This window comes from Streptomyces sp. NPDC088116 (assembly GCF_044741745.1).
GTDB lineage: Bacteria > Actinomycetota > Actinomycetes > Streptomycetales > Streptomycetaceae > Streptomyces.
Window position 1 is genome coordinate 248,395 of the sequence record NZ_JBIUTF010000002.1, and the last position, 21,898, is coordinate 270,292.

Annotated in this window: 16 protein-coding genes and 2 pseudogenes; 3 read left to right on the top strand and 15 right to left on the bottom strand. The window is 70.7% G+C overall.

Annotation, left to right across the window (positions count from 1 at the left end):
* Positions 1–228 precede the first annotated feature (228 nt).
* The 10 genes and pseudogenes from ACIOJD_RS07820 to ACIOJD_RS07865 form a co-directional block, all read right to left on the bottom strand.
* Entirely contained in the window at positions 229–2,079 is a 1,851-nt protein-coding gene (locus tag ACIOJD_RS07820) for an IucA/IucC family protein (RefSeq protein WP_401909564.1), read from the bottom strand.
* A complete protein-coding gene (locus ACIOJD_RS07825; protein WP_401909565.1) occupies positions 2,076–2,663 on the bottom strand; it encodes a GNAT family N-acetyltransferase in 588 nt (195 codons plus the stop codon). The genes ACIOJD_RS07820 and ACIOJD_RS07825 overlap by 4 nt, the downstream gene beginning before the upstream one ends.
* On the bottom strand, positions 2,660–4,021 hold the full coding sequence (locus ACIOJD_RS07830; protein ID WP_401909567.1) for a lysine N(6)-hydroxylase/L-ornithine N(5)-oxygenase family protein: 1,362 nt from the start codon (positions 4,019–4,021) through the stop codon (positions 2,660–2,662). Before ACIOJD_RS07830 ends, ACIOJD_RS07825 begins: the two co-directional genes overlap by 4 nt.
* The gene (locus ACIOJD_RS07835) at positions 4,005–5,447 is read right to left on the bottom strand and encodes a pyridoxal phosphate-dependent decarboxylase family protein (protein WP_401909570.1); all 1,443 of its coding nucleotides are present in this window, start codon (positions 5,445–5,447) and stop codon (positions 4,005–4,007) included. Before ACIOJD_RS07835 ends, ACIOJD_RS07830 begins: the two co-directional genes overlap by 17 nt.
* 313 nt (positions 5,448–5,760) lie before the next feature.
* Complete coding sequence (locus ACIOJD_RS07840; RefSeq protein WP_401909572.1) at positions 5,761–6,750, bottom strand: siderophore-interacting protein; 990 nt, start codon at positions 6,748–6,750, stop codon at positions 5,761–5,763.
* Positions 6,747–7,013: pseudogene (locus ACIOJD_RS07845) on the bottom strand (ABC transporter substrate-binding protein); the annotation flags it as partial. The gene ACIOJD_RS07840 and the pseudogene ACIOJD_RS07845, both read right to left, overlap by 4 nt.
* A gap of 436 nt (positions 7,014–7,449) precedes the next feature.
* On the bottom strand, positions 7,450–8,610 hold the full coding sequence (locus ACIOJD_RS07850; RefSeq protein ID WP_401909574.1) for an acyl-CoA dehydrogenase family protein: 1,161 nt from the start codon (positions 8,608–8,610) through the stop codon (positions 7,450–7,452).
* Positions 8,611–8,617: 7 nt separating this feature from the next.
* Complete coding sequence (locus ACIOJD_RS07855; protein WP_401909576.1) at positions 8,618–9,616, bottom strand: hydroxymethylglutaryl-CoA lyase; 999 nt, start codon at positions 9,614–9,616, stop codon at positions 8,618–8,620.
* Positions 9,613–11,598 (bottom strand): biotin carboxylase N-terminal domain-containing protein, encoded by a 1,986-nt coding sequence (locus tag ACIOJD_RS07860; RefSeq protein ID WP_401909578.1) that lies wholly within the window; start codon positions 11,596–11,598, stop codon positions 9,613–9,615. Before ACIOJD_RS07860 ends, ACIOJD_RS07855 begins: the two co-directional genes overlap by 4 nt.
* Positions 11,599–11,693: 95 nt before the next feature.
* The gene (locus ACIOJD_RS07865; RefSeq protein ID WP_401909579.1) at positions 11,694–13,310 is read right to left on the bottom strand and encodes a carboxyl transferase domain-containing protein; all 1,617 of its coding nucleotides are present in this window, start codon (positions 13,308–13,310) and stop codon (positions 11,694–11,696) included.
* A 99-nt stretch (positions 13,311–13,409) separates the two neighbouring features.
* On the opposite strand from ACIOJD_RS07865, the gene ACIOJD_RS07870 reads away from it, so the two are divergent.
* Positions 13,410–14,012: a TetR/AcrR family transcriptional regulator gene (locus ACIOJD_RS07870; protein ID WP_401909581.1), complete on the top strand. Its 603-nt coding sequence runs from the start codon at positions 13,410–13,412 to the stop codon at positions 14,010–14,012.
* Between the two features lie 172 nt (positions 14,013–14,184).
* The gene (locus ACIOJD_RS07875; RefSeq protein WP_401909584.1) at positions 14,185–14,964 is read left to right on the top strand and encodes a phosphatase; all 780 of its coding nucleotides are present in this window, start codon (positions 14,185–14,187) and stop codon (positions 14,962–14,964) included.
* Between the two features lie 184 nt (positions 14,965–15,148).
* On the opposite strand, the gene ACIOJD_RS07880 is transcribed toward ACIOJD_RS07875, so the two are convergent.
* Entirely contained in the window at positions 15,149–15,439 is a 291-nt protein-coding gene (locus ACIOJD_RS07880) for a hypothetical protein (RefSeq protein WP_401909587.1), read from the bottom strand.
* Positions 15,440–15,697: 258 nt separating this feature from the next.
* On the opposite strand from ACIOJD_RS07880, the pseudogene ACIOJD_RS07885 reads away from it, so the two are divergent.
* Positions 15,698–15,868, top strand: a pseudogene (locus ACIOJD_RS07885) (helix-turn-helix domain-containing protein); the annotation flags it as partial.
* A 305-nt stretch (positions 15,869–16,173) separates the two neighbouring features.
* On the opposite strand, the gene ACIOJD_RS07890 reads toward ACIOJD_RS07885, so the two are convergent.
* The 4 genes from ACIOJD_RS07890 to ACIOJD_RS07905 all read right to left on the bottom strand — a co-directional run bounded on the left by ACIOJD_RS07890 (position 16,174) and on the right by ACIOJD_RS07905 (position 21,838).
* Positions 16,174–17,049, bottom strand: coding sequence for an acyl-CoA thioesterase (locus ACIOJD_RS07890; RefSeq protein WP_401909590.1), 876 nt, complete (start codon positions 17,047–17,049; stop codon positions 16,174–16,176).
* A gap of 52 nt (positions 17,050–17,101) precedes the next feature.
* Positions 17,102–18,259 (bottom strand): acyl-CoA dehydrogenase family protein, encoded by a 1,158-nt coding sequence (locus ACIOJD_RS07895; RefSeq protein WP_401909592.1) that lies wholly within the window; start codon positions 18,257–18,259, stop codon positions 17,102–17,104.
* A 290-nt stretch (positions 18,260–18,549) separates the two neighbouring features.
* Entirely contained in the window at positions 18,550–20,001 is a 1,452-nt protein-coding gene (locus ACIOJD_RS07900) for an amidase (protein ID WP_401909595.1), read from the bottom strand.
* A gap of 262 nt (positions 20,002–20,263) precedes the next feature.
* Positions 20,264–21,838: a PucR family transcriptional regulator gene (locus tag ACIOJD_RS07905; protein WP_401909598.1), complete on the bottom strand. Its 1,575-nt coding sequence runs from the start codon at positions 21,836–21,838 to the stop codon at positions 20,264–20,266.
* Between the last annotated feature and the right edge of the window lie 60 nt (positions 21,839–21,898).

Sequence of the window (21,898 nt, forward strand, 5' to 3'; positions counted from 1 at the left end):
CCCGGGGGCGGCCGGGGGCGGGCGGGGCCCCGGGCGGGCCGCGCGGGTTGGCGGGGCCCCCCGCGGACCCAACCCCTAAGCGGGGCCGCCCCGGGGGGGGGGGGGGGGGGCCCCCCCACCCCCCCCCCCCCCCCCGACCGCCCGGCGTCCCCGCGCCGCGACCGCGACAGGGACCGTACCCGCGACCTCGCGGCCGGGACGCCGGACAGGACTGAGGACTCTCCAGGCTCAGGCCCCCGTGGCGAACCGCGCGATCGGGTTGTCCAGCGTGCCCGCCATCTGGAGCGCGCCCGCCGGGTCCTGGAGGTCGACCATCTGCTCGTTGTTGCGCAGCTGGAGCCGGTTGAGGCAGGAGTGCGCGAACTCCTCGGCGAACAGGTCGTACTGCCGGAATTTGTCGGCCAGTTGCGGCACCGACTCCTGGTAGCCCCGGACGCACTCGGCGACCGTCCGCCAGAACGTCTCCTCCTCCAGCACCCCGTCCGAGACCAGCGACGAGCTGAGGAAGCGGAAGAAGCAGTCGAAGACATCGGTGAAGACCGACAGCGCCTTCATGTCCTCCGGAACGTCCGCCCGGATGCGCTCGACCGCGGGCGGCAGCACCGCGTGCGGGTCCATCACCGCTATCTCCTCGGCGATGTCCTTGAAGATCGCCCGCTGCACGACACCGTCCTCCAGGACGAGGATGACGTTCTCGCCGTGCGGCATGAACACCAGGTCGTACGCGAAGAAGGAGTGCAGCACCGGCACCAGGTACGCGTCCAGGTAGCGGCGCAGCCAGTCGGCCGGGTCCAGCCCGGACTCGGCGATCAGCGCGCCCGCGAAGGACGCGCCCTCCCGGTCGGTGTGCAGCAGCGACGCCATGGTGGCGAGCCGCTCCCGGCCCTGGAGCGAGGGCACCGGGCTCTCCCGCCAGAGCGCGGCCAGCATTTTCAGGTACGGGGAGCCCTTCTCGGTGGCGGCCTCGTACTGCCGGTGGTGGTAGCCGATGGCCGCCCGCTCCCGGATGATCGAGAAGCGGACCGCCCGCAGCCGCTCGTCGCCGTCGATCAGGCTCGCGAGCCAGTCGTTGATCGCGGGCGTGGCCTCCATGTACGAGGCGGAGAGCCCGCGCATGAAGCCCATGTTGAGGACCGACAGCGCGGTTTTGACGTAGTGCTTGGCCGGGTCGCTCGTGTTGAAGAAGGTACGGATCGACTGCTGCGCCAGGTAGCTGTCCTCGCCCTCGCCCAGGCAGACCAGATGGCGCTGGGCCAGCTCGGCGGCGAAGGTGACGGACAGTTTGTTCCACCACTGCCAGGGGTGCACCGGGATCAGGTAGTAGCCGTCCGGGTCGAGGCCCTGGCCGCGCAGGGTCGCGTCGAACCGCTCCAGGGTTCCGGCGGACAGCTCCTCGCGGATCAGCGAGGCGTAGTCGAGTCCGGCGCCCGCGGTGAAGGTGGCGCGGTCGCGGCGGGCCGCGAGCCAGATCAGCCGGATCCCGTTGCCGGTCTCCGGGGCGTACGCGCGGTACTCGTCGACGCCGAAGCCCAGCCGGCCGTTGTTGGCGACGAAGCAGGGGTGGCCCTCGGTCATCCCCGTCTCGATCTCCTGGAATCCGGCGGTGGCCAGTTCCGCCGAGGTGGCCGGCTTCTTGGTGAGTTTGTACGCGGTGCTGGCCAGGGTGGAGGAGATCTCCTCCAGGTAGACCGGCAGGATCTTGGCGGACAGCCTCAGGGTGTCGCGCAGTTCGATGAAGAACTCCAGCGCGTCCAGGGCCAGTTCGGTGTCGCCGCGGTGGCGCTGGATGGACTCGGCGGACACCTGCCAGTGCTCCAGGGCGAACCGCCGCGCCGTGAAGCGGTATTCGGTCGTGTCGTCGTCACTGCGGACCCGGTAGCGGTCCCCGCCCAGGGACTCGGGGGCCAGCAGGCGTTCGTGGGAGAACTCGGCGAGCGCTTTTCGTATGAGCAGCCGCCCTGCCTGTTCCCAGAGCGCGGGGTTCAGGTGGGAGACGCTCTCGCCGATACCGATGCCGGTACCGGTGTGCGTCGCGGCCGGAGCGGCCGGGGTGTGGGGGGACGTGGCGGGGCGGCTCATCGGGTGACTCCTTGGGAGGCCAGGAACATCTCGCGGGTGCAGACGCTCAGGTAGGCGTCCTTCTCCGGCTTCTCGATCTTTTCCACGATCCGGAAGCCGACCGCCTCGTTCAGGGCGTGCACGGCGGTGTTGCGTACATCGGGCTCGACGACCACGCGCCGTACCGAGGGATCGTCGAAGAGCAGTTCCATCACCGTGGTGATCACGGCGCGGGTGAAGCCGTGCAGCCGCTTCGACGCGGGGACCTGGGCGACCAGGAAGTGCATCCCGATGTCGCCGGGCTCCGGGTCGTACAGCCCCTTCAGCTCCACCTCCGCCGGGTTGTAGCGCTCGATCAGGAAGGCCGGCCGCCCTTCGTGCAGCCCGATGAAGGCATCGTGGTTCCCGGCCGCGGCGATCCCCATGTACTCCCGCTCGATGTCCGGCAGCGAGGCTCCCTGCATCAGCCAGTACGCGGCCTTGGGGTGGGTGACCCAGCCGTGCAGCAGCTCGACGTCGGAGAAGGGGTCGACGGCGCGCACCTCGAACCGGCCGAGCCGCTCGTCGGTACGCGAGAAGAGGATCCCGCTCGTGGGCTCGGTCATGCGACAGTGCCTTCCGGGGCGGCGAACTCCTGGAACGCGATGGCCTTCTCGACCTGGTAGTACGCGCGCCCCAGCAGCTCGCCGATGATGTACGCGTTGCGGTACGGGCCCATGCCCAGGTCGGGCGAGGTGATGCTGTGCGTGTGCACGGCGGCGTTCTGGAGGAAGATCCCGCGGCCTGTGGTGTCGATGCTGTAGTTGCGGGCGACGTCGAAGCGGCCGTGCCCGTCCCGGCGGATCCGTCCCTCGACCGGCTCCAGGAACGCGGGGGTGACGTATGTGTAGCCGGTCGCGAGGACCAGGCCCTGGCTGGTGAGCGAGAAGTCCTGCTCCTGCTCCTCCTGGCGCAGCCCCAGCGTGTACGTGCCCTGCCCCGACGCGCCGTCGTCCGACGCGCCCTCCTCGTAGGTGGCGGAGGTCAGCGCGGTGTTGGCCATCAGCCTGGTCTGCACCGGGCCCTTGAGGTTCTTCAGGTAGAGCAGGTCGAAGATCTGATTGATCAGATCCGAGTCGATGCCCTTGAACAGGCCCTTCTGCCCCGACTCCAGCCGGTAGCGGGTCGCCTCCGGCAGGGCGTGGAAGTAGTCGACGTACTCCGGGGAGGTCATCTCCAGCGTCAGTTTGGTGTATTCGAGCGGGAAGAAGCGCGGCGACCGGGTGATCCAGTTGAGCCGGTAGCCGTGGTCGTCGATCTCGGAGAGCAGGTCGTAGTAGATCTCCGCCGCGCTCTGCCCACTGCCGACGAGGGTGATGGAGTCCTTTTTCTGGAGCTCCGCCTTGCCTTGCAGATAGCGGGAGTTGTGCAGGAAGTCACCGCCGAGCCCCTGGCAGGACTCGGGGACGTACGGAGGGGTGCCGGTGCCGAGCACCAGGTGGCGGGCGCGGTAGGTCTCGTCCTCGGTACGGACGACGTACAGCTCGGTGTCGTCCTCGTAACTGACGGAGGCCACCGTCCGGTTGAAGCGGATGCTGGAGAGTTTGGCGGCGGCCCAGCGGCAGTAGTCGTTGTACTCGGTCCGGAGCGGATAGAAGTTCTCGCGGATGTAGAACGAGTACAGCCGTCCCGATTCCTTCAGGTAGTTGAGGAAGGAGTACGGCGAGGTCGGGTCCGCCAGGGTGACCAGGTCCGAGAGGAACGGCGTCTGGAGGTGGGCGCCTTCGAGGAACATGCCCGAGTGCCATTCGAAGTCCGGTTTCGACTCCAGGAAGACACCGTCGAGTTCGTCGATCGGCTCGGTCAGGCAGGCGAGACCCAGGTTGAACGGACCGAGTCCGATGCCGACGAAGTCGTACGGCTCGGTGCGATCGGTGCGATCGGTGTGCTCGGCGCGCTCTCTGCGATCAGGAAGCGTGGACAAGGTTCTCTCCCAGGTACTGCTCGGCGTGGCCGGCGATGAGATCGAGGACGGCGGCGATGTCGTTCACCGATGTCTCGGGGTTGAGCAGGGTGAACTTGAGGTACTGCCGGCCGTCGACGCTCGTCCCGGCCACCACGGCCTCGCCGGACGCGAACAGGGCCTTGCGGGCCTGGAGGTTGGCGCGGTCGATCTCGGCGGGGCTGGTGATGTGCTCGGGGACGTAGCGGAAGACCAGTGTGGAGAGCCGGGGCTGTACGACGACATCGAAGCGCGGGTCGGCGGCGAGCAGCTGCCAGCCTTCCTCGGCCAGGTCGCAGACCTCGTCGAACAGCTCCCCGATGCCGTCGGCGCCCATGACGCGCAGGGTCATCCACAGTTTGAGGGCGTCGAAGCGCCGGGTGGTCTGGAGGGACTTGTCGACCTGGTTGGGGATGCGCTCCTCCACCGTCCGGCGCGGGTTGAGGTAGTCCGCGTGGTAGGTGGCGTGGCGCAGCGTGGCCCGGTCCCGTACCAGCAGGGCCGAGGAACTCACCGGCTGGAAGAAGGACTTGTGATAGTCGACGGTGACCGAGTCGGCGTTCTCGATGCCGTCGAGGAGCGAGCGGCGGGTGGTGGAGGCCAGCAGCCCGCAGCCGTACGCCGCGTCGACGTGCAGCCAGGTGCCGTACTGGGCGCAGAGCGCGCCGATCTCCGGCAGCGGGTCGATGGAGCCGAAGTCGGTGGTGCCCGCGGTGGCGACGACGGCCATCGGGGTCAGGCCCTCGTCGAGGCAGCGCTGCAACTCGGCGGCGAGCGCGACGGTCTGCATCCGCTTGTCGCGGTCGCAGGGGATGGAGACGACGGCGTCGGGGCCGAGCCCGAGCAGGGTGGCCGACTTCTGCACGCTGAAGTGGCTGCACGCGGAGGCGAACACGCGCATTTTCGTCAGCTCGTCGGCTTTGGCCTCCTCACGGGCGAGCAGCAGGGCCTGGAGGTTGGACTGCGTGCCTCCGCTGGTGAAGACACCGTCGGCGGACTCGCCCAGGCCGATCCGCTGCGCGGTCCAGTCGATCAGGCGGCGTTCGATCAGGGTGCCGCCGGCGCTCTGGTCCCAGGTGTCGATCGAGGAGTTGACGGCGGACAGCACGGCCTCGCCGACGACGGCGGGTATGACGACCGGGCAGTTGAGATGGGCGAGATAACGGGGGTGGTGGAAGTAGACGGCGTCCCGCAGATAGACATCTTCCAGTTCGTCGAGAGCGGCCGAGGCATCGCCCAGTGGCCGGTCCAGGTCGACGGCGGAGACCAGCGGCGCCAGGGCGTCCGGCGTGACTCCGGTGAACGGCTGTCTGGTCGTGGCGAGTTTGGCCGCCACCCGCTCGACCCCTTCGGTCACGGAACGCCGGTAGCGCTCCGCCGTAGCGTCGTTGAGCAGGTGCGCACGCATGCAAGGTCCTCCCGGGAAGTGGGGGTTTCGTCGCACGCCTCAGGACAGGACAAGGAACGAGCGCGCGACCTCGGTTAGGTTAGCCTAACCTAACCAACCCTGCAATGTGGTGGCGCGTCAGTTCTCGTCCCCCGGGGGCGCGTCCGTGACGGGCGTCCGTCGCGATGCGTCCGCCCGCGGCGGTTCCGCTGTGTGCCACTTCTGTCGCTGTGCGCGTACGTGGTGGGGCATGCGTACGCGCCTGGTGGGGCGTGCGCACGCGGGGCGCGTACGCACCTGCCCGGATCCGGTCGGTCCTATGCGGGCGTCGTCTCTACGCGGCCTTCGCCGCCGCGGCCCGCAACTCCTCCTCGCTGACCCCGCGCCGCCAGTAGCCGACGAACGTCACACGGCGGCGGTCCAACTCGCGCTCACGCACCAGGTGGCGGCGCAGCTCCTTGACGGTCCCCGACTCACCGGCGATCCAGGCGTACGGGGCGGAGCCGCGCGGTTCGGTGGCGCGCACCGCGTCCAGGGCCGACGGCGCGCCCTCCTCCCGTACCAGCCAGGTGATCCTGGCGTCGGCGGCGGTGTGCAGCCGCTGCCGGTCCCCGGAGTGCGCCACTTCGAGCAGCACATCGGCCTTCAGTCCGGCGGGCAGCCACTCCAGGATCGCGGACGCGGCGGGCAGCGCCGTCTCGTCGGCCCAGATCAGCACGGAGTCGGCGTCGGCGGGCGGCCGGAACCGTACGGCGGTGTTGTCGGCGACGGCCGGCCCCAGGACCAGCACCCGGTCGCCGGGAGCCGCCCGCCCGGCCCAGCGGCAGGCCGGGCCGCCGTCGGCGTGCAGCGCGAAGTCGATGTCGACCTCGTCCGGGTCGCGACGCTGCTCGCGCAGGGTGTACGAGCGCATCACGGCCCGTACGTCGTCCGGCAGTTCCCGCCAGGCGGCCCACCAGCCGTCGCCCTTCTCGACCGGGACGACGGGCGCGCACTGGCCCGGATGCGGGAGGAAGAGGGAGAGACTCTGATCCCGGCCGCCGGCGTCGAAGGCGGCCAGCTCCTCGCCCCCGAAGGTGATGCGGACCATCGACGGGCCGAGCCGCCGGGTCCGTACGACCTGGAGGGAGAAGAAGCGGAATGGCGCGGTCCCGGCCGTCGTCGGCGCCGTCTTGGACCCCTGCGCGTTGGACCCCTGCGCGGGCGCCGTCGTGCGCGCGGTCCGCACGGTCCTCGGCGTTCTCGACGTCTTGGAGGTGTCCGACGGCGCGGTCGCGGCCGTCTTCGGGGCTGTCCTCGGCGGGGCGGTCTCAGCCGTCTTCATGGGTGTCGGCTCACCTTCTTCGCGGTTTCGATGGCCTGGGCCAGATCGTCCAGAATCGGGGCGCACTTGTCGTACGAGAAGATTGGTTCGGTGGTACGGGAGATGACCTGGCCCGCCGTGACGGCAGGCAGCCGCTTCCATGTCGGCCAGGACGCGAGCGCCGCGGGCTGGAGGGCCGAGGACCGGTTGTCCATCGTGATGATGTCGGCGTCGTACTTGCCGGCGTTCTCCCGGCTCAGCTCCTCGAAGAAGCCCTGCGCGTGCACCGACGATGTTCTCCGAGTGCTGTCGGTCTTCACGGTCGTACCGCGGTCGTCCTGGAAGGACCACGGGCCCGACTTCCCGGTACCGTTGCCCGAGCCGCTCTTCGCGTCGCCGCCGCCGCAGGCGGCGAGCACGCCGCGACGGGTGGGAGGGGGAACTCGGGCGTTGAGCATGAGGTGTCCGCTTCCTGCGTACTGGTACGGGTGATGCCCTCCCAAGCTAGGTTAGCCTAACCTCACTGGCTAGTCCGGGGGTGCCCCTATTCACGCCGGTTCCGTACGTACGCGGATGTGCGCGGACGACGCGGGGCGCTGTGTGTGGACGACGCGGTGCGGCGTGCGTGGACGACGCGGTGCGGCGTGCGTGGACGACGCGGGGCGCTGCGCGGGGTGGTGTGGTGCGCTGCGCGGCGTGATGAGGTGCGCTGTGCGGCCCTCAGTCCGTAAGGCCCAGCTCCCGCGCGATCAGCATCCGCTGGACCTCGCTGGTGCCCTCGCCGATCTCCAGGATCTTGGAGTCCCGCCACATCCTGGCCACCGGATACTCGTTCATGAAGCCGTAGCCGCCATGGATCTGGGTGGCCTCACGGGCGTTGTCGACGGCGACGGTCGAGGAGTACAGCTTCGCCAGCGCCGCCTCCTTCTTGAACGGCTCGCCGTGCGTGAGCCGCGAGGCCGCGTCCCGCCAGCCGATCCGCGCCATGTGCGCGCGCATCTCCATGTCGGCGATCTTGAACTGGATGGCCTGGTTGGCGCCGATGGGACGGCCGAAGGCGTGCCGCTCCTTCGCGTACGTCACCGACTCGTCCACACACCCCTGGGCAAGGCCGGTCGCCAGCGCGGAGATCGCGATCCGGCCCTCGTCCAGGATGCGGAGGAACTGGGCGTAACCGCGGCCCTCCTCGCCGAGCAGGTTCGCCAGCGGGACCCGTACGTCCGAGAAGGACAGCTCGCGCGTGTCCGACGCGTTCCAGCCGACCTTGGAGTAGGGGGCGGCGACCGTGAAGCCCGGGGTGCCGGACGGGACGATGATCGCGGAGATCTCCGGACGGCCGTCCTCCTTGCGGCCGGTGACGGCGGTGACCGTGACCAGACCGGTGATGTCCGTCCCCGAGTTGGTGATGAAGCACTTGGTGCCGTTGATGACCCACTCGTCGCCGTCCCGGACGGCCGTGGTGCGCGTGCCGCCCGCGTCGGAGCCGCAGTCCGGCTCGGTCAGGCCGAACGCGCCGAGCACCTCACCCGAGCAGAGCGCGGGCAGCCACTCGCGCTTCTGGGCGTCCGTACCGAAGCGGTACACAGGCATGGCGCCCAGGGAGACGCCGGCCTCCAGGGTGATCGCGACGGAGGAGTCGACGCGGGCCAGCTCTTCGAGGGCGATGCCGAGCGCGAGATAGTCGCCGCCCATGCCGCCGTAGTCCTCGGGGAACGGCAGCCCGAACAGGCCCATCCGCCCCATCTCGCGGACGATCTCGTACGGGAATTCGTGCCGCTCGTAGAAGTCACCGATCTTGGGCGCGACGACTTCCCGGGCGAACTCCTCGACGGTACGGCGCAGTTCTTCGTGCTCGGCGGAGAGCCGGTGGTCCAGAGCCATCGCTGGGTCACTCCTTGTCGGACGGTGCCGGATCCGGCGCCAGGGCGCGGACGGTACGGGAGGGGCTGGGGCGGCCGAGCCGCTCGGCCAGCCAGAGGCTGGTGGCGGTGAGCCGGCCGAGATCGACGCCGGTTTCGATGCCGAGGCCGTCGAGCATCCACACGAGGTCCTCGGTGGCGAGATTGCCGGTGGCGCTCTTCGCGTACGGGCAGCCCCCGAGGCCGCCCGCCGACGCGTCCACGGTGGTCACCCCATGCTGGAGGGCGGCGAGGGTGTTGGAGAGTGCCTGGCCGTAGGTGTCGTGGAAATGCACGCCGATGGCGTCGGTCGGCACGCCCTCCTCGTTCAATTCGGAGAGCAGGGTCCACACATGGCCGGGGGTGGCGACGCCGATGGTGTCGCCCAGGCTCAGCTCGTGGCAGCCCAGGTCCATCAGGGCCTTGGCGACCCTGACCACCTGGTGGACGGGGACCGGGCCCTCCCAGGGATCGCCGAAGCACATGGAGAGATAGCCGCGCACGTGCATCCCGTCCTCGCGGGCCCTGGCGACGACCGGCGCGAACATGGCGAGTGACGCGTCGACGGTCCGGTTGAGATTGGCCTGGGCGAAGGACTCGGTGGCGCTGCCGAACACGGCGATGCGGCGGGCACCGAGGGCCATGGCGCGGTCGAGTCCGCGCGCGTTCGGCACGAGGACGGGGAGCGCGACGCCCTCGCCTCCCCTGCCGCCCCTGCCGTCCCTGCCGTCCTTCGGGCCGAGGTCGCCGAGCAGGGGGAACAGCCGCTCCGCGTCGGCCAGTTGGGGCACCCACTCCGGGTGGACGAAGCTGGTCGCCTCGATGGTGGTCAGCCCGGACTCGGCGAGCCGGTGGATGAACTCCGCCTTGACCTCGGTCGATACGACGGTCTTCTCGTTCTGGAGGCCGTCGCGCGCTCCCACCTCGTGGATACGGACCCGGGGCGGCAGGCCCTGCGCGGGCACCGCCATGGGCAGTCCGTCGGTCATGACTCCTCCTCGGGCGCCCCGGCCGGCGCGAGGAGCGGCGCGAGGACCGCCAGCACCTGGTCCATGGCGACCGTGGAACCGGGGGCGACGTCCAGCTCGGTGACGGTGCCGTCGTGCGGAGCGGAGATGACGTGCTCCATCTTCATCGCCTCGACGACGAGCAGGCTCTGCCCGGCCGTCACCTCGTCCCCGACGGCCACCTTGACGACGGTGACGGTCCCGGGCATGGGCGCGGTCAGCGCGTCCACGCCCCCCGCCCCGGCGGCCCCGCGCAGCGCGGCCTCGACCGGGTCGTGGTCCCGTACGTGCCAGCTGTCGCCGTCCCTGCCCAGCCAGCTGCCCGCGCGGTGGAAGGTGTGGGTCACGCCCTCGACGGTCACGGTGACCCGGTCCGGCCCCACCCGGAACCGGTCCTCGGGCCGCACCTCGTACGTCACCGGATCCTGTCCCGCCACCCGCAACGCGTGCCGTACGGGGGCGGGTTCGCCGCCCAGACGCCAGCCGCTCGGTACGGAGAAGGGGTCCACCCAGCCGGCGGGCGCGGATGGCGCCAACTCCGCCTGGCGGACCGCTGCCGCCGCCGCGTACACCTCCGGCGGGACAGGGTCCGCCGTCAGGCCGTCCGCCTCCCGTTCGACCAGGCCCGTGTCCAGATCGCCCGCCACCACCGCCGGGTGGGCCAGCAGGCGTCTGAGGAAACCGGCGTTCGTCGGGACACCGAGGGTGACGGTCTGCGCCAGCGCCGCACGCAGCCTGCGCAGAGCCGTGGCGCGGTCGGGGCCGTGGGCGATGACCTTGGACAGCAACGGGTCGTACAGACTGCCGACCTCCGTGCCCTCGGAGAGTCCCGAGTCCGTCCGGACGCCGTCGCCCTCCGGCTCGCGCAGCGCCAGCACCGTACCCCCGGAGGGCAGGAAGCCCCGTGCCGGGTCCTCCGCGCAGACCCGGGCCTCCACCGCGTGGCCCGTGAACGTGATGTCGGCCTGGGCGAAGGGGAGTTTCTCGCCCGAGGCGACCCGCAGCTGCCACTCCACCAGGTCCGGGTGGCCCGTGCCCGCGATCGACACGGCCAGCTCCGTGACCGGGTGCTCGACCTGGAGGCGGGTGTTCATCTCCATGAAGAAGTACGACGAGGGGTCGCGGCCCGGGACGATGAACTCGACCGTGCCCGCGCCCGCATAACCGCAGGAGCGGGCCGCCTGGACCGCGGCCTCGCCCATCGCCGCGCGCGTCGCGTCGTCCAGCAGGACGGACGGAGCCTCCTCGATGATCTTCTGGTGGCGGCGCTGGAGCGAACACTCGCGCTCGCCCAGATGCACCACATGGCCGTGGGTGTCCGCCAGGACCTGGATCTCGATATGGCGCGGACGGTCCACCCACCGCTCCACCAGCAGCGTGTCGTCCCCGAACGACGACCGTGCCTCGCGCCGGGCCGCCGCGATCTCCTCCAGGAGCGCCGACTCCGTACGCACCAGGCGCATGCCCTTGCCACCGCCGCCCGCCGAGGGCTTCAGCAGCACCGGCATACCGATCTCTCCTGCCGCGTCGGCCAGTTGGGCATCGCTCAGCCAACTGCCAGAGGAGCCGGGGACGACCGGCACGCCCGCCGCCCGCACCGTCTCCTTGGCGCGGATCTTGTCGCCCATCAGGTCGATGGCGGACTCGGGCGGCCCGACGAAGACCAGCCCCGCGTCCGCGCAGGCGCGCGCGAACGCCGCGTTCTCCGCGAGGAAGCCGTAGCCGGGATGGACCGCCTGGGCGCCGGTCAGGGCAGCCGCCTCCAGCAGCCGGTCGACGCAGAGATAGCTCCGGGACGCGGCGGCCGGGCCGATCCGGACAGCCGTGTCGGCCTCCCGCACATGGCGGGCGTCCACGTCCGCGTCGCTGAAGACCGCGACCGAACGCACGCCCAGGGACCGCAGCGTACGGATGACACGGACCGCGATCTCGCCACGGTTGGCCACCAGGACTGTGTCGAACATTCCCACCCTCACCTTCCCGCTCTCATGTACGGCTCCGGCTCTTACGGGGCTCCCGGACCTCCGCACTCACGCACTTGCGCGCCCACGGTCCGCGCTCACATCCGGAAGACCCCGAAACCGGGTTCACCCAGCGGGGCGTTGGCACAGGCGGTCAGCGCCAGACCCACCACCTGCCGGGTCTCCAGCGGGTCGATCACGCCGTCGTCCCAGAGGCGCGCGGTCGCGTAGTAGGCGTTGCCCTGGGTCTCGTACTGGGCGCGGATCGGGGCCTTGAACACCTCCTCGTCCTCCTGCGCCCACTCCTCGCCACGCCCCTCGATCTGGTCGCGCTTGACGGTCGCGAGCACGGACGCGGCCTGCTCGCCGCCCATCACCGAGATCTTGGCGTTGGGCCACATCCACAGGAAGCGGGGGGAGTAGGCCCGGCCGCACATCGAGTAGTTGCCCGCTCCGTACGAACCGCCGACCACCACCGTCAGCTTCGGCACGCGCGCGCAGGCGACGGCCGTCACCATCTTCGCGCCGTGCTTGGCGATCCCGCCCGCCTCGTAGGCCCGGCCGACCATGAACCCGGAGATGTTCTGGAGGAAGAGCAGCGGGATGCCGCGCTGGTCGCACAGCTCGATGAAATGCGCGCCCTTCTGGGCGGATTCGGAGAACAGGATGCCGTTGTTGGCCACGATCCCGACCGGATGGCCGTGGATCCGCGCGAAGCCGGTGACCAGGGTCGTACCGAACTCGGCCTTGAACTCGGCGAACCGCGAGCCGTCGACCAGCCGGGCGATGACCTCCCGGACGTCGTAGGGCGTACGGGAATCCACCGGCACCGCGCCGTACAGCCCCGCCGGATCGACCTTGGGCTCCTCGACCGGCTCCACGGACCAGGGGAGCGCGCCGCGCGCGGGGAGGGTGGAGACGATGGTGCGCACGATCCGCAGGGCGTGCGCGTCGTCCTCCGCGAGATGGTCGGTGACCCCCGACGTACGGGAGTGGACCTCGCCGCCGCCCAGCTCCTCGGCCGTGACGACCTCGCCGGTCGCCGCCTTCACCAGCGGCGGCCCGCCCAGGAAGATCGTGCCCTGGCCGCGCACGATCACGGCCTCGTCGCTCATCGCCGGGACATACGCCCCGCCCGCCGTACAGGACCCGAGCACCGCCGCGATCTGCGGGATGCCGGCGCCGGACATCCTGGCCTGGTTGTAGAAGATCCGCCCGAAGTGCTCCCGGTCGGGAAAGACCTCGTCCTGCATCGGCAGGAAGGCGCCTCCGGAGTCCACGAGATACAGGCAGGGGAGGCGGTTCTCCAGGGCCACTTCCTGGGCGCGGAGGTGTTTCTTCACCGTCATGGGGTAATACGTGCCGCCCTTGACCGTGGCGTCATTGGCGACGATCACCACCTCACGGCCGCTGACCCGGCCGATCCCGGAGATCACCCCGGCGGCCGGGGCCGCGCCTCCGTACATCCCCTCCGCCGCGAGCGGCGCCAGCTCCAGGAAGGGCGAACCGGGGTCGAGCAGCGTGTCCACCCGGTCGCGCGGCAGCAGCTTCCCGCGCGCCGTGTGCCGGGCGCGGGCCTTCTCGCCGCCGCCCAGCCGAGCCGCGACGAGCCGGGCGCGCAGGCCGTCGGCCAGCTCCCCGTGCGCCGCCTCGTTCACCCGCCAGGACTCGGACGCCGGGTCCGCGGCGCTCGCCAGCACCGGTGCTTGCAGCATCGCTCGTAGCTCCCTCGCCGCCACGTCTCACGTTAGTGAGCGTTAACCAGTTTCCCTCAGGTTAACGACCGCTAACGACCCTGTCTAGAATGATTTCCCATGAGCACCAGGACAGCCGCCCCGACCCGCCGTGAGCAGATCCTCAAGCAGGCCGCGCGCCTCTTCGCCGAGCGCGGGTTCCACGGTGTCGGCGTCGACGAGATAGGAGCGGCCGTCGGCATCAGCGGCCCCGGGCTGTACCGCCATTTCGCGGGCAAGGACGCGATGCTCGCCGAGCTGCTCGTCGGCATCAGCGGCCGGCTGCTGGACGGCGGGAAGCGACGGGTGGGCGGAGCGGACGCGACCGGGGACCCGGCCGCCGTGCTGGCCTCGCTGATCGACGGCCATATCGACTTCGCCCTGGACGACCGCTCGCTGATCACCCTCCACGACCGCGAGCTGGACCGCCTCAGGGACAGCGACCGCAAGCTGGTGCGCCAGCTCCAGCGGCAGTACGTGGAGCTGTGGGTCGGGGTCGTGCGCGAAGTGCACCCCCGCGTCCCGGAAGCTCAGGCCCGCGGCGCGGTCCACGCGGTCTTCGGACTGCTGAACTCGACCCCGCACCTCGGCTCGTACGGCAGTGGACTACCGGGCCGAGCGGCGATGGAGTCCCTGCTGCGGCGCCTGGCGCACGGGGCGTTCGCGGCGCTGGGTGAGGCGTGAGCCGCCCCTGAACATGCCTTGGGCCCGTGCCCGGCTCACATCGAGCGTGCCCGGCTCATGTACATCCTCGTGCCGCCGGTGAGGGGCACGGCACGGCACGGGCCGTGGTTGTGACAGGGCCCGGAGCGGGTAATCTCCGCGCCGCCCGTACCGCTGACGGCACAATGGGCTCATGCCGATACCCAGCCGCGCCGCACTTGTCGACCACCTCGTCCGTTCCCGGATCGCCGGAGACGTGGCCACGCCACGCGACAACAATCTCTCCCACTACCGCAAGCTCGCCAACGGTGACCGCCACTACTGGCTGGGTCTCGAGCTCGGGGACCGCTGGACCGACGAGCAGGACGTGCTCGCCGTGATGGCCGAGCGGTGCGGGGTCGTCGACGACCCCGAGCACCGGACCGGCCAGGACACCATCGATCCCGAACTGACCGTCGACGCCCTGGAGCGGATGGCCGCCCGGCTGCGCAAGGCCGCCGACGGGCACCAGCGCGTGCTGTTCGCGACCGGTCACCCGGGCGGGCTGCTCGACGTCCACCGGCGGACCGCGGACGCCCTGCGGGCCGCCGGCTGCGAGATCGTACGGATCCCGGGCGGGCTCATGGCGGACGAGGGCATGGTCTTCCAGTTCGCCGACGTCGCGATGCTGGAGCGCGGCGCGACCCTCTGGCACACGCACTCGCCTGAGCCGATGCGCGCGATCCTGGACGCGCTGGAGCGCGAGGGCAGACCGCAACCCGACCTGGTGGTGGCGGACCACGGGTGGGCGGGATGTGCGGGGCAGCGCGGGCTGGACTCCATGGGGTACGCGGACTGCAACGACCCGGCGCTGTTCATCGCCGAGGCCGAGGGCACGCTGGAGGTGACGGTTCCGCTGGACGACCACGTCACGGACCCGCGTTTCTACGATCCGATGACGGACTACCTGCTCAATGAGGCGGGGCTGCTCTGACGCTCCGGGGCAGGCATCTGTATCGCCGAGGTTCAGCGTCGCCCGGTGTCACGCGCCCTCTGTCACGTACGCGCGTATCACCCGGACGGGCGACAACCGGGCGTCTGTCACCCGGGTGTCTGTCACCCGGGCGGGGTCACCGGAGTTCGGCGTGGTGACCCCGCGGTGGTGACGGGCGGAGCGGTCAGCGGTCCGTCCACAGGCTGTACTGGAGCGTGCCCTTGGCGCACTGGTACCGTGACCAGTGCCCGCGGTCGATCCCCTGCTGTCCGGCCTCCTGGCAGCCGCCGAGGGTCCAGTACTTGCCGCGATGGATCGGAAGGTCGGCCGCCACGGCCGCCGCGGCGGGGTGGGCAACGGTCCGCTGCGGGCTCGCCGCCGGCGAGGCGGTCGCCTGGGAGACGACTCCCAGGCCCAGCGTCGTGGCGGCGGCCGCCGCCACGAGTCCGGTCAGGACAGAGTGAGTGCGTGTCATTTCCGCGTTTCCTTTCCTCGGGAACCGGTTGATCCGGCGGCGCCGGGGCGGCTCCAGGAGCCGGCGGGCTTCACCTCGTGGGGTGAACCTGCGGGCTGGGTGCCCCGATTTTGTGCCGGTGTGGGGGCCTTCGCAAGCTTGTCCCGGTTGCTTCAGCTATGTCGGGATCCCTAGGGTTCTGACCTGCTGGGACACGCCTGTCCCGGGACACGTCACGGCCGGCCGGACACGGTCCACGGCCACCACGGGGGCGCATTCATGGCTGAGGGCGAGGGGTTACGGGAGCAGGCGGCGGCCCGGAGGCTGGGCGGTGCGTTACGCGCGCTGCAACAGCGGTCCGGTTGCACGTTGCGCTGCCTGGAGACGCGGGTACGCATCAGCGACTCATCGCTGTCGCCCTATTTCCGGGGCGATACGGTCCCGCCCTGGGCCACCGTCCGCGACCTGTGCCGGGCACTGGGAGCCGATCCGGCCGAGTACCGCGCCTTGTGGGAGGCGGCGGACAGCGGCCAGAAAGCCGCACAGTCCGGCGGCACCTCGGCCCCCGAACCTCAGCCGCCCGCGGAGAGTCCCTCAACCGCCCCTGGCGCCCCGGTCGCGTGGCGTGCCCGCGAGTCATCGGCTGCGACGGCCGTCGTCACCAGAAATGGGCCTGATCCGGGAGGATTTCCTCATGTCCGGGCTCCGTCGCGGCAGCAGGACCCTGCGCGGAATCAGTCGCGCGGTACGTGGCTTCACTCGCGCGGTACGCGGATCACGCCCTCCTGGATCACCGAGATCGCCAGCCGCCCGTCCTGGGTGAAGATGCGCGCCTGGCCGAGGCCCCGGCCGCCCGCCGCCGATGGGGACTGCTGGTCGTACAGCAGCCACTCGTCCGCGCGGAACGGCCGGTGGAACCACATCGCGTGGTCCAGGCTCGCGCCCACCACGTCGCCGACCGCCCAGCCGCCCCGCCCGTGCGCCAGCAGCACCGAGTCGAGCAGCGTCATGTCGGAGACGTACGTGGCCAGGCAGACGTGGAGCAGCGGATCGTCGGCGAGTTTGCCGGCCGTACGGAACCACACCTGGGAGCGGGGCTCGCGCGGCCGCCCCACCGTGCCGAACGGCGGCTCGTCCACGTACCGCAGATCGACGGCGGCCCGTGCCTCCAGGAACCGGTCCGCCATGCCCGGATCGACGAACCCGTCGGCGTAGCGCGGCAGCATCTCCGCCGCCGTCGGCAGCGTCTCCGGGTCCGGCGCGGGCGGCATCTCCGACTGGTGCTCCAGGCCTTCCTCGTACGTCTGGAAGGAGGCCGAGAGATGGAAGATCGGCTGGCCGTGCTGGACCCCGACGACCCGGCGCGTGGTGAAGGAACGCCCGTCACGGATGCGGTCGACGGTGTAGACGATCGGCGCGCCGGGATCGCCCGCCCGCAGGAAGTACGCGTGCAGGGAGTGGGCCGTACGGTCGGCGGGGACCGTACGGCCCGCCGCCACCAGCGCCTGGGCGGCGACCTGGCCGCCGAAGACACGCGGGACGACCGAGGACTGGCTCCGGCCCCGGAAGATGTCCTCGTCGATCCGCTCCAGGTCGAGCAGATCGAGCAGTGCGTCAAGGGCTTCGTTCATGACTGACGACATCTCTTGAGGGGAGTTACCGGCGGAGCGTCCTGCGAGCGCCTTACAGGCCCATGGACTTGGCGATGATCATCTTCATGACCTCACTGGTGCCACCGTAGATGCGGTTGACCCGGTTGTCCGCGTAAAGGCGGGCGATCGGGTACTCGTTCATATAACCGTAGCCCCCGTGCAACTGGAGGCACTTGTCGATCACGCGGTGCGCGACCTCCGTGGTGAACAGCTTCGCGGAGGCGGCCTCGGCGGCGGACAGCTCGCCCAGGTCGTGGGCCTCCAGCGCGCGGTCGACAACGGCCTCGGCCGCGTCCACCTCGGCCTTGCAGGCGGCCAGTTCGAACTTGGTGTTCTGGAACGAGGCGACGGTCTTGCCGAAGACGGTCCGCTCCGAGACGTAGTCCTGCGCGAACCGCACCGCGGCGGCGGCCTGCGCGTACGCGCCGACGGCGATACCGAGGCGCTCCTGCGGCAGATTCTGGCCCAGGTAGGAGAAGCCCTTGTTCTCCTCGCCGAGCAGGTCCTCGACCGGGACCCTGACGTCGGTGAAGGACAGCTCGGCGGTGTCGGAGGTCTTCAGGCCCAGCTTGTCGAGCTTGCGGCCGACCGCGTACCCCTCGGACTTCGTGTCCACGACCAGCAGGGAGATGCCGAAGCGGCGGTCCTCGGGCGTCGGCGCGGCGGTACGGGCACAGACGATGACGCGGTCCGCGTGGACACCGCCGGTGATGAACGTCTTCGCGCCGTTGAGGACGTAGTGCGTGCCGTCCTCGGAGAGCTTGGCGGTGGTCTTCATGCCGGCCAGGTCGGAGCCGGTGCCCGGCTCGGTCATGGCGATGGCGTACATGGCGTCGCCGCTGACGAAGTCCGGCAGCCAGCGCTTCTTCTGCTCGTCGGTGGCGTACGCCTTCAGGTACGGCAGACAGAGCGTGACATGGACGCTGGAGCCGCCGAAGGACACGCCCGCGCGGGCGCACTCCTCGGACATGACGGCCTGGAACTTGAATGACTCCTCGCCCGCGCCGCCGAACTCCTCCGGCACCTCGATCCCGAAGATGCCCAGCTCGCCGAGTTGACGGTAGAAGTCACGGGGCGCCTCACCCGCCGCGTACCACTCGTCGTAGACGGGGACGACCTCGGCCTCGATGAAGGCGCGGATGGTCTCCCGGAATGCCTCGTGGTCCTCGTTGTAAACCGTACGGCGCACGGTGACCCCCTCCGTCTTCGCGGCTGAACCGCCGCCGCTCTCGCGGAGGTGGCTGCTCGCCGTGTGGGTTGCTCAATCGATGGTTGCGGTGATGGCTCTAAGCGCTTGCTCAGGCCAAAGTTACCCAGCGGTTCGTTCGGGTGTCCAGAGGCGGAGAGAGCGGGGACGGGTCACGCGGGTCACACTCGGCGGGGCCATCGGTTCTTGTACCGAAAGTCCCGTGAGGCGGGAATTTCGGTACAAGAACCACCCAGGGCACCTCGTCCTCGACGGATGCCCGGTGATCCGTCCTATTTCGGTGCCTGGAAGCCGCCGATCTTCTGTTCGAGCAGTTCGGCCAGGCGCAGTGGGGTGCGGTCCTCGAACATCGGGCCGATGAGCTGCACTCCCACCGGCAGACCCTCGGGGGACCGGCCCGCTGGTACGGCGGTCGCGGGCAGGCCCGGCATGGTGGCCACACCGGCCCAGACGAGCTGGTCGAAGTACGGGTACTCGACGCCGTCGATGTCGATCCGGCGTTCCCTCGGATCGGTGGTGTGGTCGTGCGGGAACGCGGGAGTGGGCGTGATGGGACACACCACGGCGTCGAACTCGGCGAAGAACCGCCGCCAGCCGTGGCGGTGGAGCTCGCGACGACTATTCGTCTCGACCCAGTCGCGGTGGCTGAACACCATGCCGCGCAGCCGCGTCGCATCGAGACTCTGGTCGTCCGTGCTCAGTGCGGCGGCGCGGGTCCGCAGCTGCTCGTACGCTTCGACGGGAAAATATGCCACGGCGCCCGAAAACAGCAACTGCGTGTAGAGCGTTGCCGCTTCGGTCGGATCGGGCAGTAGCGAACTGTGCCGTTCGACGCGGGCGCCGCCGTCGACAAGCGCGTCGGCCACCCGGTCCACGCCCGCCCGTACAGCGGCCCCGGTCGGAATGAGCGGATGATCGTCGAGGACCAGGACCCGGAAGTCGCACAGCCGCTCGTGGCGCGCGGGCGGCAGCGTCACGTCGTGCGCCACACCGAGCGTCAGCGGGTCCGGTCCGGCCATGACGTCGAGCAGGAGCGAGAGATCGCGGGCGGTGCGCGCCATCGGACCGACGACGGCGAGGTCGGATTCGGCCGGCAACGCCGGCGCGGGCGGCGGGACCATACCGCGGGTCGCCGCGAGTCCGAGCGTCGGTTTGTGTGCGTAGACACCACAGAAATGTGCGGGGGTGCGCAACGAACCGGCGAGGTCGGAGCCGATGGACAGCACGCCGAATCCGGACGCCAGGGCCGCCGCCGATCCGCCGGAGGATCCCCCGGGCGTACGACCGTGATCCCACGGGTTGTTGGTGGTGCCGTAGATCTCGTTGAAGCTCTGCATATCTTGCAGACCCAAGGGCACATTGGTCTTCCCCAGCACCACCGCGCCCGCGGCCTTGAGCCGCGACACCTGCACCGCGTCCTCGGCCGGCAAATAGTTCCGGTGCCGCGGCATACCCCAGGTCGTGGGCAGCCCGGCGACGTTGTAGGACTCTTTGACCGTCACCGGAACGCCGAGCAGCGGCCGGTCCTCACCAAGGGCGCGCGCCTTGTCGGCGCGGTGCGCGGAGGCCCGCGCACGGTCGAAGTCCGGTACACAGATCGCGTTGATCGCCTTGTCGTCCCGCTCGATACGGGCGATCGCCCGGTCGGTCAGTTCCGCCGAGGTCACTTCACCGGCACGCAAGGCAGCCACGAGTTTTTCGGCCGTTTCTAAATTCAGCTCCATGAATCCGACCGTACTGGCCTCTGGAATGGGCCATAAAATGCCGCTTCACACAACGGCTTATCGCCTGAGCTGATAGGCCGTCAGGTCGCTGGTGGTTCGTGACTTACCTGAAGCAGGGGGAAAAGTCGGGTGATGAGGGCCACCGGCCGAGCGTCGTCGGGCCGGGCCAGGGGGCGTTGTTCACCGCGCTGGCCGGCTACTACCGCGCCTGACCACGTCCTATGGCCCTCAACGTCACGCGGCCCCCCGCGTCACGCGGCCCTCACACCCAGCGCAGTGCGAACCACAGCTCCATCCGTACGTCCGCGTCGTCCAGGTCGGCCTCCAGCAGGGCCGCGCAGCGGGCGATGCGTTGGCGGACCGTGTTGCGGTGGACGGTCAGAGCCACCGCCGTACGGTCCCAGCTGCCGTGCAGCGACAGCCACGCGCGCAGCGTCTCGACCAGGGCGGGGGAGGCGCCGGGGCCGGTGAGCGGTGCCAGTCGGGTGCGGGCGTGGGCGGCGGCCTCCTCGGGGGCGAACAGGCCGGTGAGTCCCGTCTCGTGGTGGCGTCCGAGGTCGGTACGGGTGGCCTCGGCGCGGGCCAGCGCGCGCCCGGCCCGTACGTCGGCGGCGGACAGTTCCGCCGGGGCGACCGGGTCGCTGACACCCAGGGTCCAGCCGGGCTGGGCGGTGACCTCGCGGTCGGTGAGGACGCGGACCGTGGTGCCGTCCGTCTCCACCAGGGCGCTGCCCAGGGACGCGGCGAGCGCGCCCGGGGCGAACGCGCCCCCGGCGAACGGCGCTTCGGTGCCGCGCGCGTGGACCACCGTCCAGGGGCCGGGCCCGAGCAGCGGCGCGGCCTCGGCGGGTGTGGCCCCGAGCAGCAGCCGTACGAGCGTGGCCGAGCGGCCCGCTTCGGCCGCGCCCTGGTGGGGCGCGGTCAGCAGGGACAGCAGGACGACGGCGACACCGGTGATGGTGTGGTCCCCGGCCTCCCGCCCCTCGGCGGCCACCCCGAGGACCAGACCCTGCGCGCCGCCGAGGGCGTGGGCCGTGAGATGCGCGCCGTGGGCGGCGTCGGTGGCGGAGGAGGGAGCGGCGGAGGACGGGGGCAGGGAGAGGGGTGTCCTCTGTACGGAGGACGGCGGCGCGCAGAGGGGTGTCCTCCGTACGGAGGGTGTCGTCGGGGAGGGGGGTGGCGTCGGGAGCGGGGGCGGCGGGCCGCCGGGCCCCTGGCGTACCACCCGGGCCAGGCGCGCGAGCGCCGTTCGTGCCGCCGGGGACGCGATCCGGCCCGTCGCGTGCAGCTCCGAGCCGTCCGGCGCGAACAGCACCGCGCGGCCGCCCAGCCGTACGGCCAGCTGGTGCAGTACGGCCGGCACCGGGTCCTGGCGGGCCGCCGCCGCTGCCAGACCCTGCTGCGCCTGTGTCACCCGGCGCAGTTCCCGATGGCGTGCCTCCGCCATCAGCTGCCACACCTCGCGTGCCACCAGGGCGAACGTCGTGCTCGGCGGCACCTCCAGGAGCGGCAGTCCATGCCGGTCGCAGGACTCGATCAGGGCCGGCGGCACGGTGTCGTATACCGGCGTCACCCCGAAACCGAGCGCCGCCGCCCCCGCCTGCACGATGCGCGACACATACGTATCGGGGTCCTTCAGCAGCACTCCGGCGCTCAGCAGCAGCTCACCGCCCAGCAGGTACGGATAGGGGTCCGCCATCTCGGAGGTGTGCACCCAGTGCACCACCGAGCCCGCGTCCCTCGGCCCGGCGATCTGGCGCAGGGCGAGATCCTCGCGGTCGAGCAGTGCGGCGAGCGGGATGGACGGAGTGGGTGGGGCTGCTGTGATCTCCGGCATGGACAGTCCATCCATCGGCAGCGAAAAGAATGGATGAAACATACACTTCAGCGTTGCTTT